Genomic DNA, 15,150 nt, shown 5'->3' with positions numbered 1-15,150 from the left:
CGTGCGGTGGTATCAAGCAGCGCTGGGTGCCACACGGCGACTTACTCGGACGGCAACGAAGAACGCGATTGCTGACAGTATCGAGACAAGAAACACCGTCCACTCGACGGCCACATATCCGTGAGTGAGACTCCAAATGCTGGCTGCGGCAATTGGCGCCACACCCTTAGCCACATTCGACGGGAAGGAGAGCATCCCGCTGACAGCGCCGTACCCTTCCGTCCACATGAGGTCTTGCACAATAGTGCCTCGCAGGATTGTCATCATCCCGTTCGCAGCACCATAGCAAAGTGCGAAGAGCCACAGAAGCGCGGCCGAGTGGCCGGCGCCCAAGAGGATGACGGTCGACAGTGGGAAAAGCGTCACGACGATGATTCCCACCGTTGTTATAGGGACCGTTCGCCCAAATGCAAACCAAACCGCTCGAGCGGCGACCTGAGCGGGCCCTATCAGCGCCATGGTGGTTACCAACACCGCATTCGTAACACCTCGCTCGACCATCAGTGGGACCAGATGAAATGTGAGCGCCGCAAACGTCGCGTAGTAGGCCGTGAAGGAGACTGCGAGCGCCCAGAAGGTCGGCGAGCGGAACGCGCGACGCGTGGCTGCGTCGTTCACGACCTTCACTTCAGCACTGTCCGCTCGCGAAACGCCGTCGAAGCGCGACGAACGGATGGCGATTATATGGATTGGCAGGCAGATAACCAGATTCAGCGTAGCGAGCACGATGAGTGACATGCGCCACCCGACCGCGCCGACCAAAAACTGCGTGAGCGGAATAAAAACCGTACTGGCGAACCCAGCAACCAACGTAATCAGCGTGATTTTGGTTCTGAAGCTATGCCGATATCGGTGCGTCACGACCGCGAAGACCGGGTCGTAGAAGGTGGCAGCCATCGATATGCCGAGACCAATCCAGGCGACGAAGAGTATGGTCAGCGACTGCGCGTCGGCCCATAGCAACAGCATGGCTGCGGCGATGACCGAGCCGACCGCCATCACCCTTCGCCCGAGTCCGTGGTCAATCCAGCGGCCAATCGGATACGCCGCGAATCCTGAAACTAGCAACCCCACTGAAAGCGCGGCATTCGTGGCTGTCCTGCTCCAGCCCATCGTTTGTTCCATGGGCACGACAAGCAGGGAAAATGAATAGTAGACGGAGCCCCAAGAGACTAGCTGCGCTAGCGCCAACGCCCATGTAACCAGGCTGTCTTTGCTATCTGTCGGTGCGGTGTCTCTGTTTGCGTTCTCACTTCGGCTCGACATTGTGCTCAATTTTTTTTAGCCTTTTTTCTGGCTCAGTTTGTGGACGGTGGGCGCCCGGTGCGAAATGCGTCGCAGCAAAAGAATGTTGCGGACGCCAGCCGGTGTGCGATGACAGCGGCGACTCGCTCATGAACTACGTCGATGCGGCGCGAGGCGGCCATCGGCGGCATTGTCTGTACAGTGTCGAGAAAGCCGATTCCCTCGCGATTGCAATAGTGCCGAACGCGTCGAGTCACGAACTGCTCTCTCAGGCGCGCCATTGTCCCAATGACGCCTCCTTTCTCGTGACGGGTTGTCAATGCGACAAAAAACGTCGAGCCTTCGTCGGCGAGATGATTGCGGACTCGTAGCAACGGTGTCTTCCAGTCGCCCGGCGGCCAGAGATGGCTCAGGACTTCTGCATCCATCAGAAGAACAGCAGCCGACGAGCCGTCCGTCGCCAAAAAACGCGCAAGCTCGATGTTCTCGTCGACACCTGCTGTTAGCGCCATCGCTGAGGTCGTGTGCCCGGTCTCCAACTGAAATGCCTGTGCTACGTCTGCCGGGAGAGACCCGCACCATGCGTTTGTCGTAGCGTGCACGCTGTCACGATGTGTCGCCGCCCCAGCAGTTCGCCCGTGTGCCATCAACACCAGGAATCCCTGCATGGAGCGGCAATGCCACCCTCCCGACACGGGCAGGAGCGATTCAGTCGAAACCCGGTCTTCGAAGTGCATGGCAACCTCCAAGAGTTGCATATTTCCAGAATACCGGAAATGTCGTAGAATGCAAGTGATGAGGTGATGACAGTCGAATGCCGCAGGCGGCTGCAAAGCGCCTTGAATCGACCAGTTGCCTCCATATAATTGGAAATGTCAAATAGCAGGATAATGAGATGAGAGATGGCTTCCCGGCCGCCAAGCCAGATTTTTTCGACACTGATATCGCGGCACGCCTCGGCATGGAGGGGCAGCCACCGGTAAGGATTCTGCTGCTCTACGGTTCGCTGCGTGAGCGGTCGTACTCGCGGTTGCTTGTCGAGGAAGCCGCTCGTCTGTTGAAGACGTTCGGCGCGGAAACGCGGATTTTCGACCCGCGCGGTCTGCCGCACGCAGACGATATCGAGGTGAAGAACCATCCAAAGGTCAAGGAGCTTCTCGAGCTGTCGCTGTGGTCAGAGGGGCACGTGTGGTGCAGCCCCGAGCGGCACGGCACCATCACCGGTCTTATCAAGACGCAGATTGACCACCTCCCTCTCGTCAGCGGCGGCATACGCCCAACTCAGGGGCGTACGCTGGCTGTTATGCAGGTCAGCGGTGGTTCCCAGTCGTTCAACTCGGTGAACCAGCTCCGTCAGCTCGGACGTTGGATGCGCATGTTCACCATCCCCAACCAGTCGTCGGTTGCGAAGGCATTTGAAGAGTTCGAAGAGGACGGCCGGATGAAGCCGTCGTCATACTACGACCGCCTGGTTGACGTGATGGAAGAGCTCGTGAAGTTCACGCTGCTGCTTCGCGGCCGCGCCGATTATCTTGTCGACCGGCACAGCGAACGGGTGAAGGAAGACCGTCCACTTGACCCGGCGACCGACCTGGCTTCCCAGGCAATCGCTGACCATTCCCACAAGGAAGCGTAGGCGAGTAACTAATAAGGGACTGTGATGGCAACTCTGGATTCGAAGCTGGCAGTCAAGGCGCTCGCGGCGCTCGCACACGACACGCGTCTCACGGTGTTCCGCCTCCTGGTTACTGCCGGACGGTCGGGTATGAGTCCGGGCGCCATGGCCGGAAAGCTCGGCCTTGCTGCGCCCACGCTGTCATTTCACCTGAAGGAGCTCGCAAACGCGGGGCTTATCGAAGGTAAGAGTCAGGGCCGGTTCATCATCTACTGCGCCAGCTATGACCACATGCAGACGCTCATGGATTTTCTGATGGAAAACTGTTGCGCAGCGGAGCAAGCAGAGCAATGCGGATGCGCGACCAACGAAACGGAGGCGTAAATGAAGCGATTTCACGTGCACGTTGTTGTCCCGAAGCTTGACGAAAGCGTGCGTTTTTACAGCAGCATGTTCGGCGCGCAGCCCTCTGTACTCAAGGACGATTACGCGAAGTGGATGCTTGAGGACCCGCGCCTGAACTTCGCCATTTCAGCGCGTGGCGGTGAAGCCGGTGTCAATCACCTCGGCTTTCAGGTCGACAGTGATGAAGAGCTGGCAGCTCTTCGCGAGCAGGTCGTCGCCGGCAGCGTCACCGTAGAAGACCAGCCTGGCGCCCAGTGCTGCTATGCCAGTTCGAACAAGTACTGGACACAAGACCCTGCTGGAGTGCCGTGGGAGACCTACCACACTCTCGGCGGCATCCCCATGTTTGGCGCGGACAGTCGCCAGACGGCTGCTGTGGAAACGGGCGGGGCCTGCTGCGCTCCGGTCACGTCGATTCCGGCCGTAATTGAGAAAAAGGTTGGTTGCTGCTGAACCGGTAGCGTCAAAAACAACGGCCGCCGCGAGGCGGCCGAGTTGGCTATTTTCTGAAACCAAACGGTGGACTACACCTGTGCCGGAGTTATCGGTCGCAGAGCGTGTTCAAGCTGCCACTGGTTTGCACTTCACCTTCTTGGTTGGCTTGCACGCAGCGGAGTCCACACCCTGGCAGCAGTTTTCGGTCAGAAAGCCGACCAGCTCGTTCATGTGCTCGATTTCGGGCCCATAGAATATAAAGCGTCCTTCCTGGCGGGAGGTCACCAGGCCCGCATGCGTCAGCTCCTTCAGATGGAAGGACAGCGTCGCACTGGCCAAGTCCAGGTGCTCTTGAATGACGCCGACGTTCAGTCCCTCGGGGCCTGCCGTGATGAGCAGGCGAAAAATAGCCAGGCGCGTCGGCTGTGCGAGCGCGGCCAAAGCTTTAATGGCGTCTTTTTCCTTCATAAGGCTCTGTCTTCCAGGTTATGGAACGATTCTAACGCGACGCCGCCGATGCCGGGGGGAACCACGGGCGACCGGTCATATCGATTCACGGCCCCAATGCCATAGCGCCCGTACTTGCTGCAGCACAACGTTTCCATTATATTGGAGATATCGATTTATCAAATCCCACCGCGACCAGGCGTCGTCAGGAGAAGTCTGTGACTGAACAGCGAAAGTACAAAGTCTTGTTCCTTTGTACGCACAATTCCGCGCGCTCTATTCTCGCCGAGGCGGCGCTCAACGAGGTAGCTGGCGACCGATTCGTCGGCTATAGCGCTGGCAGCCATCCAGGCACCGGCCCAAATCCCTTTGCACTGGACCTCCTGCGCGCACAGGGCATCTCGACGGATGGGCTTCGCAGCAAGAGTTGGGACGAATTCGCCGAAGACGGTGCGCCACAAATCGATTTCATTTTTACGGTCTGCGACGACGCTGCGGGCGAGGTGTGCCCGATATGGCCGGGCCGTCCCGCGAAAGCGCACTGGGGCGTGCCCGACCCGTCCACATTCGAGGGCACCGACGAGGGGAAGCGAAGGGCGTTCCTTCACGCGTTCGTTCAGATGCGCAAGCGCATTGAACTCTTCGTCAACCTGCCTCTCGAGAAACTGGACAGAATGGCCGTTCAGCAGGAAATGCAGAACATCGGTACGTCGTTGCGTGAGAAAGGGGAGTAACGATGGCAGGTAGTCAAAGCGTCGCGAAAGCCGCCCGGCGCGAAGCCGGTGGCATTGGCTTCTTCGAGCGATATCTGTCGGTGTGGGTCGCGCTATGCATCGTCGCCGGCATCATTCTTGGAAAGCTGTTGCCCGGTGCTGTTCACACGGTATCGAATCTCGAGTTCGCCCACGTCAACATCCCGGTCGGCGTTCTCATCTGGGTCATGATTATTCCGATGCTACTGCGCATCGACTTTGCGTCGCTTGGCAAGGTGCGCAGTCAGGCGAAAGGCATCGGCGTGACCCTCGTTATCAATTGGGCCGTAAAGCCGTTCACCATGGCTTTCCTGGCGTGGGTCTTTGTGCGGCACGCATTCGCATCGCTGCTGCCTGCTGACCAGATAGACAGCTACGTCGCCGGCCTGATTTTGCTCGCTGCAGCGCCGTGCACAGCTATGGTCTTTGTCTGGAGCCAGCTCACGAAGGGTGACCCGTATTTCACGCTGTCGCAGGTCGCGCTGAACGACCTGATTATGGTTTTCGCGTTCGCTCCCGTTGTGGGCTTGTTGCTCGGCATCTCGAACATCACGGTACCCTGGGACACGCTGCTCACGTCAGTAGTGTTGTACATCGTCATCCCAGTCATCATCGCGCAAATTCTTCGCAAGATTCTCCTGCGCAAGGGCGAGCAACATTTCCAGCGCGCACTAGCGAAAATTGGTCCGTTCTCAATCTCTGCGCTGCTGCTAACGCTGGTGCTCCTGTTTGCCTTCCAGGGCGAGCAAATCATCGCGCAGCCTCTCGTTATCGTACTGCTGGCGGTGCCCATTCTGATTCAGGTGGTCATCAACGCTTCGCTTGCGTATTTGGCGAATCGACAGCTTGGAGTAGCACACGATGTAGCGGCACCGTCGTGTCTGATTGGGGCATCCAATTTCTTCGAGCTGGCAGTCGCGACGGCGATTAGCCTGTTCGGTCTGAAATCCGGCGCCGCATTGGCGACTGTGGTCGGCGTCCTCATCGAAGTGCCGGTCATGCTCGTGGTCGTCAAAGTGGTCAACGCTTCCCGTCATTGGTATCAGCGGGAGTCGTGACCGAGCATCCGCCTTCTAGGTGCGAAGGCGGCTCGCCGGTTCGAAGAGCGGCGTTCCATCGCGCGTTAAGCGCGATGTTCAGGTCTCGACGGGTGAGGAGAAGCTGCAAGGGCTTCGATTCGCTAGATATTGCATTGACTGCGCCCGAGACTCGTCCTCCCCAAAATCTCGGATGAAAACAGCATGTTGCGGGAGCACACGACGCATGCGCACTCTGGGCGATTTTGCGGTGCCCGGACATTGGCAGGCCAGCCGTAGGTTGCGAGTTCCGCGTCCGCCGGTGGGTGAAACAGCTGCGTTGGCTCTCCGAGCCGGTTTGCGATATCGCGATGCCCAGTCGCAACCCATCCGCCCTCCGTTGAATCCATGCAAATCCCAATGGTAACGCTCGCCCTTATTGACACACATCAAACGACGTCAGCTACTGACACGTAGTCTTGTGGTGCGGGATTGTGCAGCCTGTTCAGCCCTCGTCTCACACACCCACAAGGAGGAAGCATGAAAAAGCTCATCATCGCGATGGCTGCCGGTTTCGCGTTGACATCTCCGGCACTACACGCCGCGTCCAAGGGTACAAATGCTCCACAGAGCACCTCCAAGGCACAAACCCCAAACCCTACGGAATTCGACAAAAAATTGGCACAGCTCCAAGAACAAATGAAGACAATGCAAGCGCAGATGGACCAGATTCGTAATACTCAGGACCCACAGGAGCGCCAGAAGTTGCTCCAGCAGCACGGGGCGGCCATGCAGGGCGCGATGACAACGATGCACGGCATGTGGGGACCAGGCATGATGGGCTATGGAACGGGACCGGGAATGATGGGCCACGGGATGATGGGAGGAAGTGGGCCTGGTTGCTGCGGGGGCGGTTGGGGCCACATGGGCGGCTACTATTCGCGCCTCACGCCCGAACAACTGCGACAACGGCAATACATGACCGACCAGTATCTACGGATGCAGCAGGAGATGATGAACAATATGATGTGGCAGCAACAGTACTGGATGGGGCCTCCTGCCAAGACGCAGTAGGGCGGCAAATCGTAGTTTGAAGAATGCGTGCGCTGCTGTCCGAATCACGGATGTCATAGAAGCCAAAGATGGGTCACACGCCTTAGCGGAGTTTTTGGGTCGGTGCGCGACGGACCGGGAGGCGGTTATGAAACGGCTTTTTGCGGGCCTGGTAATGCTCGGATGCATGTGTCTGTCGTCAACAGGCTACGGACAAATGGGAATGATGGGCATGTCCATGGCGCGACATCACTTTGTCATGATGAATGGAATTGACCCGCAATACACGTCAAAGGAAAATCCGCTGGAGCCAACCGCGCCGAACATTGAAAGTGGCCGAACTCTTTTTGAACAAAATTGCGCGCGATGCCATGGCGTAACGGGATTGGGCGACGGTCCTGATGGTGCAAACCTGTTTCCGCGTCCGGCGAACGTTGCGGCAGTCAGCAAGATGCCAATGGCCTCGGACGGCTATCTTCTCTGGAGCATATCGGAGGGCGGCGTGCCTGTCGGAAGCGCAATGCCGCCATTCAAGGGCGCTCTCAAGGAAGATGAAATTTGGAAAATCATCACTTATCTACGGGTACTTTAGTCCCGAAATCGTGCCTCTCTCCTGGCAAGCCGGCTTGCAGACTTACCATGCTCGGTAAGCCTGCAATGCAGTATCAGTTCCGCATCAAGACTGCTTTTCCAGCTTTACGATGGTTAGTGTTCCGTCGACGTTCTCGACACGGACCTTGACCTTGTCGCCTTCCTTGACCTGCTTGACCATCGCAGCATCTTTTGCCTTGAACGCCATCGTCATCGGCGGCATCCCGACGTTCGCTAGGGCGCCGTGCTTCAGCGTGACCATGCCCGTCGCAGCGTCCACCTTCCTGACTTCCGCGTCGGTGAGCGCGGTGTTCGATGACATTTTCGAAGCCGACGGCTTGGACATGTCCATTCCGGCCATGTCATCACTCGCGAACGCGGGCGCAGCAACGATGGCTGCAAGGGCAACAGAGGCAACAAGCAACTTATTCATTGGGTTTCTCCAGTTTGGGTAGCTGGCACTTTCGTGCCGGAAGGGACTGCATGGGGGGGCCGCACGCGGCTTGACTGTCTCGCGCGGCGACGCTGTAACAGGAACCAGGCTGCGGGGATAACGAACATCGAAAGGATTGGCGCCGTGACCATGCCGCCGACCATCGGTGCGGCGATACGCTGCATGACTTCGGAGCCGGCGCCGTGCCCGACCATGATGGGGATAAGACCAGCCAGGACGACAGCAACGGTCATCGCCTTGGGCCGCACACGCAGCACGGCGCCTTCCCGAATCGCATCGAACAGAAGCGCCTCGGTCAGCGGCTCGCCATCTTCCAATCTGCGGTTGAGCGCTCCCTTCAGGTACAGCAGCATCACGACGCCAAACTCAGCTGCGACACCCGCGAGCGCGATAAACCCGACGGCGGTTGCGACAGATACCGCATGGCCCAGAATCCAGATGAGCCAGAAGCCCCCAACCAGAGCGAAGGGAACCGTCGACATCAGCAGTAGTGCATCGGCTGCCGAGTTGAAGGTCAGGAAGAGCAGCACAAAGATGACGACGAGCGTCACGGGAATGACCGTGCGCAGCTTCGCCGCCGCACGTTCGAGATATTCGAACTGGCCGGACCATGCAATTGAATAGCCTGGGGGAAGCGTCACCTTCTCCTCAACGGCACGTTGCATTGCCTGAACGGCTGAATGCAGGTCCGTATTGCGGATGTCGACATAGACATAACCGGAGAGCCGCGCATTCTCGCTACGAATCATCGGCGGCCCATCGGCAATCGTGATGTGCGCGACATCGCCGAGCTGGATTTGTGCGCCACGGTCCGTGACGACTGGCAACTGACGCAGCTTCTCGAGCGAATCCCGGATTTCGCGGGGATAGCGGATGTTGATGGGGAACCGCTCACGGCCAGCAATCACCTCACCGATGTTTTCTCCACCAACTGCGGACGATACAACTGACTGAATGTCCGCTACGGCAAGCCCATAGCGAGCCGCTGCGAGTCGGTCAATATCAACATCGATATAACGGCCGCCGTTGAGCCGTTCTGCCAGTGCGGACGTGACGCCGGGGACATTTTTGACGGCTGCTTCGACCTGGGCCGCGATGCGGTCGATTTGGGAGAGGTCGCTGCCGGAAATCTTGACCCCGACCGGCGTCTTGATGCCGGTCGACAGCATGTCGAGGCGATTGCGGATGGGCGGTACCCAGACGTTCGACAGCCCCGGCACCTTGACGGTGCGGTCCAGTTCATCGACCAGCTTTTCTGGAGTCATGCCGGGTCGCCACTGGCTGCGCGGTTTGAACTGAATCGTCGTCTCGAACATCTCGAGGGGCGCCGGGTCAGTCGCGGTGTCTGCCCGCCCGGATTTTCCGAAGACCGTTGCAACTTCTGGAACCGTCTTGATGAGCCGGTCCGTCTGCTGCAGCAGTTCGCTCGCTTTCTCGGCCGAAATTCCCGGCAACGCCGTCGGCATATATAGAAGGTCGCCTTCGTCGAGCGGTGGCATGAATTCGCCACCGAGCTGAGAAAGCGGAATAACCGAAGCCGCTAGCGCGACCACCGCCAGGCCGATAGCAATCCACGGCCGCCGCAACGTTGCTTCCAGCAACGGCCGGTACAGTCTAATCAGCACGCGATTGATTGGGTTCGCGTTCTCGTGGGGAATACGACCTCGAATCAGATAGCCCATCAGCACGGGCACCAGTGTCACCGACAACCCGGCAGCTGCGGCAATGGTGTAGGTCTTGGTGAAAGCCAGAGGAGAGAACAGCTTTCCCTCCTGCCCCTCGAGCGAGAACACCGGGATAAACGACAGCGTGATGATGAGCAGCGAGAAGAACAACGCCGGCCCCACCTCCGCCGCAGATGTCGCGATGAGCTCCCAGCGCTGTGCGGTCGTGATTTGTTCGCCAGGGTGGTCATGGTCGTACGCTTCGAGATGCTTGTGAGCGTTCTCAATCATCACGATGGCCGCGTCAATCATGGCCCCGATGGCAATCGCAATCCCGCCCAGGGACATCAGGTTCGCGTTGACGCCCTGATAGCGCATCACAATAAATGCTGCCAGCACACCCAGTGGTAGCGACAGAATTGCGACAAACGCGCTGCGCAGATGGAACAGGAACACCGCGCAGACGAGCCCAACGATGATGAATTCTTCGATGAGCTTGTCCTTGAGATTGTCCACTGCGCGCTCAATGAGCTGGGAACGGTCGTAGGTCGACACGACTTCCACGCCAGCCGGCAGTGACCGCTTCAGGTCGGCCAGTTTCGCTTTCACCGCGTCGATGGTGGTCAGCGCGTTCTTGCCGGAACGCATAACGATGACACCGCCTGCTACTTCTCCCTGGCCGTTCAGCTCCGCGATGCCTCGTCGCATCTCAGGCCCGATTTGAATCCGCGCTACGTCGCGGAGCAGAACGGGCGTACCCGCATCGTTCGTGCGCAATACGACATTTCGGAAGTCGTCGAGGGTACGCAGGTAGCCAGACGACCGGACCATGTACTCCGACTCGGCCATCTCAACGACTGACCCGCCTGATTCCTGGTTCGCCTTGCCGAGTGCGTCGGCCACCGCCCCCTGCGTGATGCCGTACGCGCGTAGTTTGTCCGGGTCGAGCACGACCTGATACTGACGGACCATGCCACCTATCGACGCGACTTCGGACACGTCCGGTACCGACTTCAATTCGAACTTCAGGAACCAGTCGTTCAGTGCGCGCAGCTGCCCGAGGTCGTGCTTTCCGGTCTTGTCGACGAGGGCATATTCGTAGACCCAACCCACACCGGTCGCATCGGGCCCAAGCGATACAGTCGCCCCCTGCGGCAGGCGGCTCTGCACCTGGTTCAGGTACTCGAGGACCCGGGAGCGCGCCCAATACTGGTCGGTCTTGTCGTCGAACAGCACGTAGACGAACGCATCGCCGAACGACGAATACGCCCGGATGGTTTTCGCACCCGGCACGCCAAGCAACGTCGTGGTGAGCGGATACGTCACTTGGTCCTCGATGACCTGCGGGGCTTTGCCCGGGTACGATGCCTTGATGATGACTTGCGTATCGGACAGGTCGGGCAGCGCATCGAGTGGCGTTTGTGTGACCGAATAAACGCCCCACGCTGTGACGAGCACGGTGGCAAGCAACACGAGGAACCGGTTGTGGATAGACCACCTGATAAGGCGCGCAATCATTTGGCGTCTCCGACCGGCTCGACCTTCGTCAGTTGGTAGCCATCATCCGACTGTCTGAAGGCGAAGCGGACGGTCTCGCCAGGCTTCACGTCCGGGAACGCGTCGGGCGCCGGCTTGTTGAACGACATCGTCATCGCGCCCCAGCCAAGGGCCGGAACCGGTTGATGGGAGAACGTGATGTCCCCCGGAGTTACCTTTTCGACCTTCCCGGTGGTCTCGTACGTCTGAGCTGCAGTTGCGGCCGGCGCGGACGAGGGCGCTAGAGTCGCCGGACCAGCGCCTGCGCCGCCTTCCAGTCGTGGCAGGACCGATTTCAGACTCGCCTCCGAGTCAATCAGGAACTGGCCGGAAGCGACGACCTGCTCGCCGTCGCTCAGGCCGCTCAGCACCTCGGTTTCATTTCCGACGTCGTTGCCGATGGTGACCGTAACGGGCTGCAGGCGACCATCGCTGTTTTTGGCGATAACCACCGACCGCTTGCCGGTCGTGATGACCGCCTCTGAAGGGACGAGCAGATGCGAGACAGCCTTGTTCCCGCCGACGCGCACCCGCATCAACATCCCTGGCGTCAATTTCAAAGCGGTATTGTCGATTTCGAGTCGAGCCTGCAACGTGCGGCTACTGGTACTGATGCCCGGAAGGATTTCACGAATCTTCCCGTTAAAGTGCTGGGTCGGGTCGCTCGCGAACGTCGCGTCCACGGTCATGCCGGGCTGTACGGTCAGCGCGAGCGCCTCGGGAATTTCGACGATGAGCCACAGCTTAGAGAGGCCGGCAACTTTCGCGAGCGTCTGTCCGAGTGTCACCATCGCACCATCACGGACGTTCAGTTCGCTCACGACGCCTGTTTCTGGCGACGACAGGACAACATGTGTTTGTGCTTTGCCGGTGCGGTCGAGAGCCGCGACGACGCCATCCGGAATCGACATCGCCCGCATGCGCGCGCGTGACGCCGCAAGCATGCCGTCATCCATAGCGCCACGCTTTAGCGCCAGGTATTCTTCCTGCGGCGCAAGCCAGTCTGGAACGAACAGCGACGCAATCGGAGCGCCTTTCGTGACGCGTTGCATCGGAGCGCTGGCATAAAGATGGTCAATGTAGCCGGTCACCCGCGACTGCACGACATCCGCTTTCGACTCATCGAACTGTGTCGTACCTACCGCGTCGAATCCTTCCTTGGTTTCCTGCCGACGCACAGTCGCGTAGCGAATGCCTAGGTTCTGCTGCAATCCCGGGTCAATCCTGATACCACTCGCGCCACCTTCATCGGCGTACACCGGCTGGAGCTGCATGTCCATGAAAGGCGACTTGCCCGGTTTGTCGAAATGCTGATTCGGCACCATGGGGTCGTGCCAGTACAGCACCTTGCGGTCAGACTTCGGGTCGGTTTTGTCAGCGTTGGCGGATGTCACGGTAACTGCGCTCGAGCCCGTCTCCGAAGCGCGCCAGGTGCCGGCGACGTAACCGGCACCCAGCAGCGCCGCTGCGCCGAACAAGATAAGGGCCGCTCTTGCCAGTGGTTTGCTTTGCATGTTGTTCTCCTTCACTGACTCAAGGACATCGAGGCGGGCACGACCTGGTATTCCAGTTGCGCCCAGGTCTGGGAAACGTCGCGCCGTAGGTCGAGCACCTGAAGCTCGGCGTCGAGCTGCGCCCGCCGTGCTGCGAAGGTATCGGCGAGCGAGCCAGCCCCTGCCTTGTACGCAGCAACTGCCAGTTGCACGCGCTGGTCCGCAGCCGGCAGCATGGAGTTGGTCAGATTCGTGATGCGTTCACGGCCGCTCGCCAAGGTCGCTGACTGGGTGCGGATATCCGCTTCAACCTGGCGCTGCGCATCTTCGTACATCAGTCGCGCCTTGGTACCGAGCTGCGCTTTCTCAGCCGCGTCCCGGTCCTCGACGTTCTTCCGGTTAATCGGCAACGGAATACTGACGCCCACCGACACAAACCTCGAAGAGCTCCCTCCTTGCAGATAAGAGACGTTCCAGGTCCAGTTCGTACTGCGGTTGCTGTTGGCGACGGCGGTATCGGCGTCCGCCACGCGCATGTCGGCCGTCGCGGTCATGAGCGCGGGCTCCACGTCACGCAACTGCTCGGGCGGAAGAGAGGCAACGACGGATTGCGGCGCCGGCGGTTCACCGGCAACGTCTGTAACCGCACCGGCGGTCCAGCGCGACAGGCCGATGAGCGCAGTCTGTAAAGTCTGCTGGGCCTTCAGTAGCTGGTCTTGGGTTTGCGCCAGCATGAGTCGGGCTTGCGCGACGTCGCTTGCAGACGCTTTTGCGCCACGGTAGGACGCTTGGGTGGCCGCGAGTTCGTGCGCCATGTGCCTGACCAGCTCCTGCTGCAACGACACCGCCTTCTTTGCATAAGCTGCGTTCAGCCATGCCGTCGCGGTTTGCTGGCGGACATTGACAAGCTGCGCGAGAAAGCCGGCGCGCTCGCGGTCAACAACCTGGTCTGCCAGCGTGGACCGAAGCCGGCGCTTCTCCGGCGAGACCCATTCCTGCTCAATGCCGATGCGGCGCATCGTCAGGATGTTCTGGCCAATTGTGAACGCCTGTGGGCCATTGATTGGCAGATTGTCGATACCCGCCGCGAGCATCGGGTTGGGCAACTGCCCCGCCTTGACGGCAGCTTCTGAACTGGCACTGACAGAAGCCTGTGCCGCCTGCATCGAAGCCGAACGGTCAGTCGCCGCCTGGAGTGCCGCATCAAGCGTAACGGGTGCTTCCTGAGCGAACGCGGTAACGCTCACGAGAATCAGCGCGGCGAAAACACAGCGCGCGCGCAGTGGTACACGCCGGCATGACGGCGCGCCAAAAGTTGAAGGCATGTTCTAACCCCAACGGCGGACTCCCATAGGGAATCCACGTCCTGGATGCAGGACGACCTCACCGCAAACGCGGTGAACCTGTCAGCAAGGGATTAGATGGCGCGAGGAGGTCGCCAGAGTCCGGCCGGTTCACGGACGGAGAGTGACTGCGCGTAGTGGAATACAACCGGGCTGGACAGTCCGGCGGGACGGGTTACCTCAGTGGCGGAGACCGGGTAATACAGGTTGCCGAGTTGGCATTGCGCTGTGACCTTGCAGGAGAAGCCCTTGGCTTTCCCCGGTTGCGAGGTTTTCATCGTTTCGCAACCTGGCATCTCCGTTGACATCGCACTGCCGTCGTCGGAACCCATGCTCATCTGCATCGGACATTCTCCCGTCAAGCCGCTGGCTGCCAGCCCACTCACGGGCAGCACAGCGCAAATCAGCAGGAGGAGCAATGTCCGGAGAAATTTCATGGCTGGGATTATAGCGAACCTGGCTCGTTCATGTTCCCGGGCGCTGGCCGGATAGAACTACCACGACCGCCAAGCTCGTTCGAACCACCCTATCGCCATCTCTGACTGATTTAATCCGTTGATAGCCCGGTGTGACAGGTCACTTGCGCAGCAGACGAAGGCCATTGCCGACCACCAGCAGACTGGCTCCGACGTCAGCGAACACAGCCATCCACATCGTCCCGTAGCCCGCGAGCGTCAACGCCAGGAAGACCGCCTTGATTCCAAGCGCGAGCGTGATGTTCTGCACGAGAATGGAATGCGTTGCCTTCGACAGGCGGATAAAGGCGGGAATTTTCCTCAGGTCGTCGTCCATCAGCGCGACGTCGGCTGTCTCGATTGCCGTGTCGGTGCCCATTGCTCCCATCGCAAAGCCAATATCAGCACGCGCGAGCGCCGGTGCGTCGTTGATGCCGTCACCGACCATACCGACCATCGCCGAACCACCCGACAGACGTTCTACCGCGCGCAGCTTGTCTTCCGGCAACTGATTGCCCTCAGCCTCGTCAATGCCGACCTGCTGCGCGATTGCCTGCGCGGTGTGGGGGTTGTCGCCGGTCAGCATTGCTGTGCGTACGCCAAGCTTGTGAAGCTCTAGAATTGCCTCGCGGCTGCTATCCTTGAC

Annotated in this window: 16 protein-coding genes; 7 read left to right on the top strand and 9 right to left on the bottom strand. The window is 59.6% G+C overall.

Features of this window, described 5'->3' with window-relative positions; all coding sequences use genetic code 11:
• Positions 1-12 precede the first annotated feature (12 nt).
• Both BG61_RS24085 and BG61_RS24080 read right to left on the bottom strand, forming a co-directional pair.
• Positions 13-1,266, bottom strand: a complete 1,254-nt coding sequence (locus tag BG61_RS24085) for an MFS transporter (RefSeq protein ID WP_051672756.1) — start codon at positions 1,264-1,266, stop codon at positions 13-15.
• Between the two features lie 32 nt (positions 1,267-1,298).
• On the bottom strand, positions 1,299-1,982 hold the full coding sequence (locus BG61_RS24080) for a hypothetical protein (RefSeq protein ID WP_129572066.1): 684 nt from the start codon (positions 1,980-1,982) through the stop codon (positions 1,299-1,301).
• A gap of 158 nt (positions 1,983-2,140) precedes the next feature.
• On the opposite strand from BG61_RS24080, the gene arsH reads away from it, so the two are divergent.
• Genes arsH through BG61_RS24065 form a run of 3 tightly spaced genes read left to right on the top strand, consistent with a single transcriptional unit; the run spans position 2,141 to position 3,718 of the window.
• Positions 2,141-2,881, top strand: a complete 741-nt coding sequence (gene arsH, locus BG61_RS24075; protein WP_035927841.1) for an arsenical resistance protein ArsH — start codon at positions 2,141-2,143, stop codon at positions 2,879-2,881.
• A 24-nt stretch (positions 2,882-2,905) separates the two neighbouring features.
• Positions 2,906-3,244 (top strand): ArsR/SmtB family transcription factor, encoded by a 339-nt coding sequence (locus BG61_RS24070; protein WP_081868167.1) that lies wholly within the window; start codon positions 2,906-2,908, stop codon positions 3,242-3,244.
• Positions 3,245-3,718: an ArsI/CadI family heavy metal resistance metalloenzyme gene (locus tag BG61_RS24065; RefSeq protein ID WP_035927839.1), complete on the top strand. Its 474-nt coding sequence runs from the start codon at positions 3,245-3,247 to the stop codon at positions 3,716-3,718. It begins immediately after the preceding gene.
• Positions 3,719-3,826: 108 nt separating this feature from the next.
• Here BG61_RS24065 and BG61_RS24060 read toward each other — a convergent pair whose 3' ends face one another.
• Complete coding sequence (locus BG61_RS24060; protein WP_035927836.1) at positions 3,827-4,168, bottom strand: ArsR/SmtB family transcription factor; 342 nt, start codon at positions 4,166-4,168, stop codon at positions 3,827-3,829.
• A gap of 197 nt (positions 4,169-4,365) precedes the next feature.
• Between BG61_RS24060 and BG61_RS24055 the strand changes: the two genes are divergently transcribed.
• From BG61_RS24055 to BG61_RS40275, 4 genes are all read left to right on the top strand, one after another.
• The gene (locus BG61_RS24055) at positions 4,366-4,881 is read left to right on the top strand and encodes an arsenate reductase ArsC (protein ID WP_035927834.1); all 516 of its coding nucleotides are present in this window, start codon (positions 4,366-4,368) and stop codon (positions 4,879-4,881) included.
• A 2-nt stretch (positions 4,882-4,883) separates the two neighbouring features.
• Positions 4,884-5,957 (top strand): ACR3 family arsenite efflux transporter, encoded by a 1,074-nt coding sequence (gene arsB / locus BG61_RS24050; RefSeq protein WP_035927831.1) that lies wholly within the window; start codon positions 4,884-4,886, stop codon positions 5,955-5,957.
• 498 nt (positions 5,958-6,455) lie between these two features.
• The gene (locus BG61_RS24045) at positions 6,456-6,989 is read left to right on the top strand and encodes a hypothetical protein (RefSeq protein ID WP_035927828.1); all 534 of its coding nucleotides are present in this window, start codon (positions 6,456-6,458) and stop codon (positions 6,987-6,989) included.
• A gap of 127 nt (positions 6,990-7,116) precedes the next feature.
• Positions 7,117-7,560, top strand: a complete 444-nt coding sequence (locus tag BG61_RS40275) for a c-type cytochrome (protein WP_075584215.1) — start codon at positions 7,117-7,119, stop codon at positions 7,558-7,560.
• An 84-nt stretch (positions 7,561-7,644) separates the two neighbouring features.
• Here the strand turns inward: BG61_RS40275 and BG61_RS24040 are convergent, their stop codons facing one another.
• The 6 genes from BG61_RS24040 to BG61_RS24015 all read right to left on the bottom strand — a co-directional run.
• Positions 7,645-7,992, bottom strand: a complete 348-nt coding sequence (locus BG61_RS24040) for a copper-binding protein (RefSeq protein WP_035927826.1) — start codon at positions 7,990-7,992, stop codon at positions 7,645-7,647.
• Positions 7,989-11,195 carry an efflux RND transporter permease subunit gene (locus BG61_RS24035; RefSeq protein ID WP_035927824.1) on the bottom strand — a complete coding sequence of 1,069 codons (3,207 nt, stop codon included), beginning with the start codon at positions 11,193-11,195 and terminating at the stop codon, positions 7,989-7,991. The genes BG61_RS24040 and BG61_RS24035 overlap by 4 nt, the downstream gene beginning before the upstream one ends.
• Positions 11,192-12,727, bottom strand: a complete 1,536-nt coding sequence (locus BG61_RS24030; RefSeq protein ID WP_035928029.1) for an efflux RND transporter periplasmic adaptor subunit — start codon at positions 12,725-12,727, stop codon at positions 11,192-11,194. Before BG61_RS24030 ends, BG61_RS24035 begins: the two co-directional genes overlap by 4 nt.
• Before the next feature lie 11 nt (positions 12,728-12,738).
• Positions 12,739-14,031, bottom strand: coding sequence for a TolC family protein (locus BG61_RS24025; protein ID WP_035927821.1), 1,293 nt, complete (start codon positions 14,029-14,031; stop codon positions 12,739-12,741).
• A 92-nt stretch (positions 14,032-14,123) separates the two neighbouring features.
• Entirely contained in the window at positions 14,124-14,486 is a 363-nt protein-coding gene (locus BG61_RS44105; RefSeq protein ID WP_035927818.1) for a hypothetical protein, read from the bottom strand.
• 139 nt (positions 14,487-14,625) lie between these two features.
• A partial coding sequence (locus tag BG61_RS24015) for an HAD-IC family P-type ATPase (protein WP_152565242.1) occupies positions 14,626-15,150 on the bottom strand: 525 nt, incomplete at its 5' end.

This window comes from Caballeronia glathei (genome assembly GCF_000698595.1).
Taxonomy (GTDB): domain Bacteria; phylum Pseudomonadota; class Gammaproteobacteria; order Burkholderiales; family Burkholderiaceae; genus Caballeronia; species Caballeronia glathei.
The sequence above is the reverse complement of the archived record's forward strand: the minus strand, read 5'-3'. Positions and strand labels throughout refer to the sequence as shown.

Coding starts and splice junctions, on each gene's coding strand:
- BG61_RS24060 (WP_035927836.1), bottom strand. CDS start 4,168: ATGAAGGAAAAAGACGCCATTAAAGCTTTGGCCGCGCTCGCACAGCCG.
- BG61_RS24070 (WP_081868167.1), top strand. CDS start 2,906: ATGGCAACTCTGGATTCGAAGCTGGCAGTCAAGGCGCTCGCGGCGCTC.
- BG61_RS24085 (WP_051672756.1), bottom strand. CDS start 1,266: ATGTCGAGCCGAAGTGAGAACGCAAACAGAGACACCGCACCGACAGAT.
- BG61_RS44105 (WP_035927818.1), bottom strand. CDS start 14,486: ATGAAATTTCTCCGGACATTGCTCCTCCTGCTGATTTGCGCTGTGCTG.
- arsH (WP_035927841.1), top strand. CDS start 2,141: ATGAGAGATGGCTTCCCGGCCGCCAAGCCAGATTTTTTCGACACTGAT.
- BG61_RS40275 (WP_075584215.1), top strand. CDS start 7,117: ATGAAACGGCTTTTTGCGGGCCTGGTAATGCTCGGATGCATGTGTCTG.
- BG61_RS24035 (WP_035927824.1), bottom strand. CDS start 11,195: ATGATTGCGCGCCTTATCAGGTGGTCTATCCACAACCGGTTCCTCGTG.
- arsB (WP_035927831.1), top strand. CDS start 4,884: ATGGCAGGTAGTCAAAGCGTCGCGAAAGCCGCCCGGCGCGAAGCCGGT.
- BG61_RS24030 (WP_035928029.1), bottom strand. CDS start 12,727: ATGCAAAGCAAACCACTGGCAAGAGCGGCCCTTATCTTGTTCGGCGCA.
- BG61_RS24040 (WP_035927826.1), bottom strand. CDS start 7,992: ATGAATAAGTTGCTTGTTGCCTCTGTTGCCCTTGCAGCCATCGTTGCT.
- BG61_RS24080 (WP_129572066.1), bottom strand. CDS start 1,982: ATGCACTTCGAAGACCGGGTTTCGACTGAATCGCTCCTGCCCGTGTCG.
- BG61_RS24045 (WP_035927828.1), top strand. CDS start 6,456: ATGAAAAAGCTCATCATCGCGATGGCTGCCGGTTTCGCGTTGACATCT.
- BG61_RS24025 (WP_035927821.1), bottom strand. CDS start 14,031: ATGCCTTCAACTTTTGGCGCGCCGTCATGCCGGCGTGTACCACTGCGC.
- BG61_RS24065 (WP_035927839.1), top strand. CDS start 3,245: ATGAAGCGATTTCACGTGCACGTTGTTGTCCCGAAGCTTGACGAAAGC.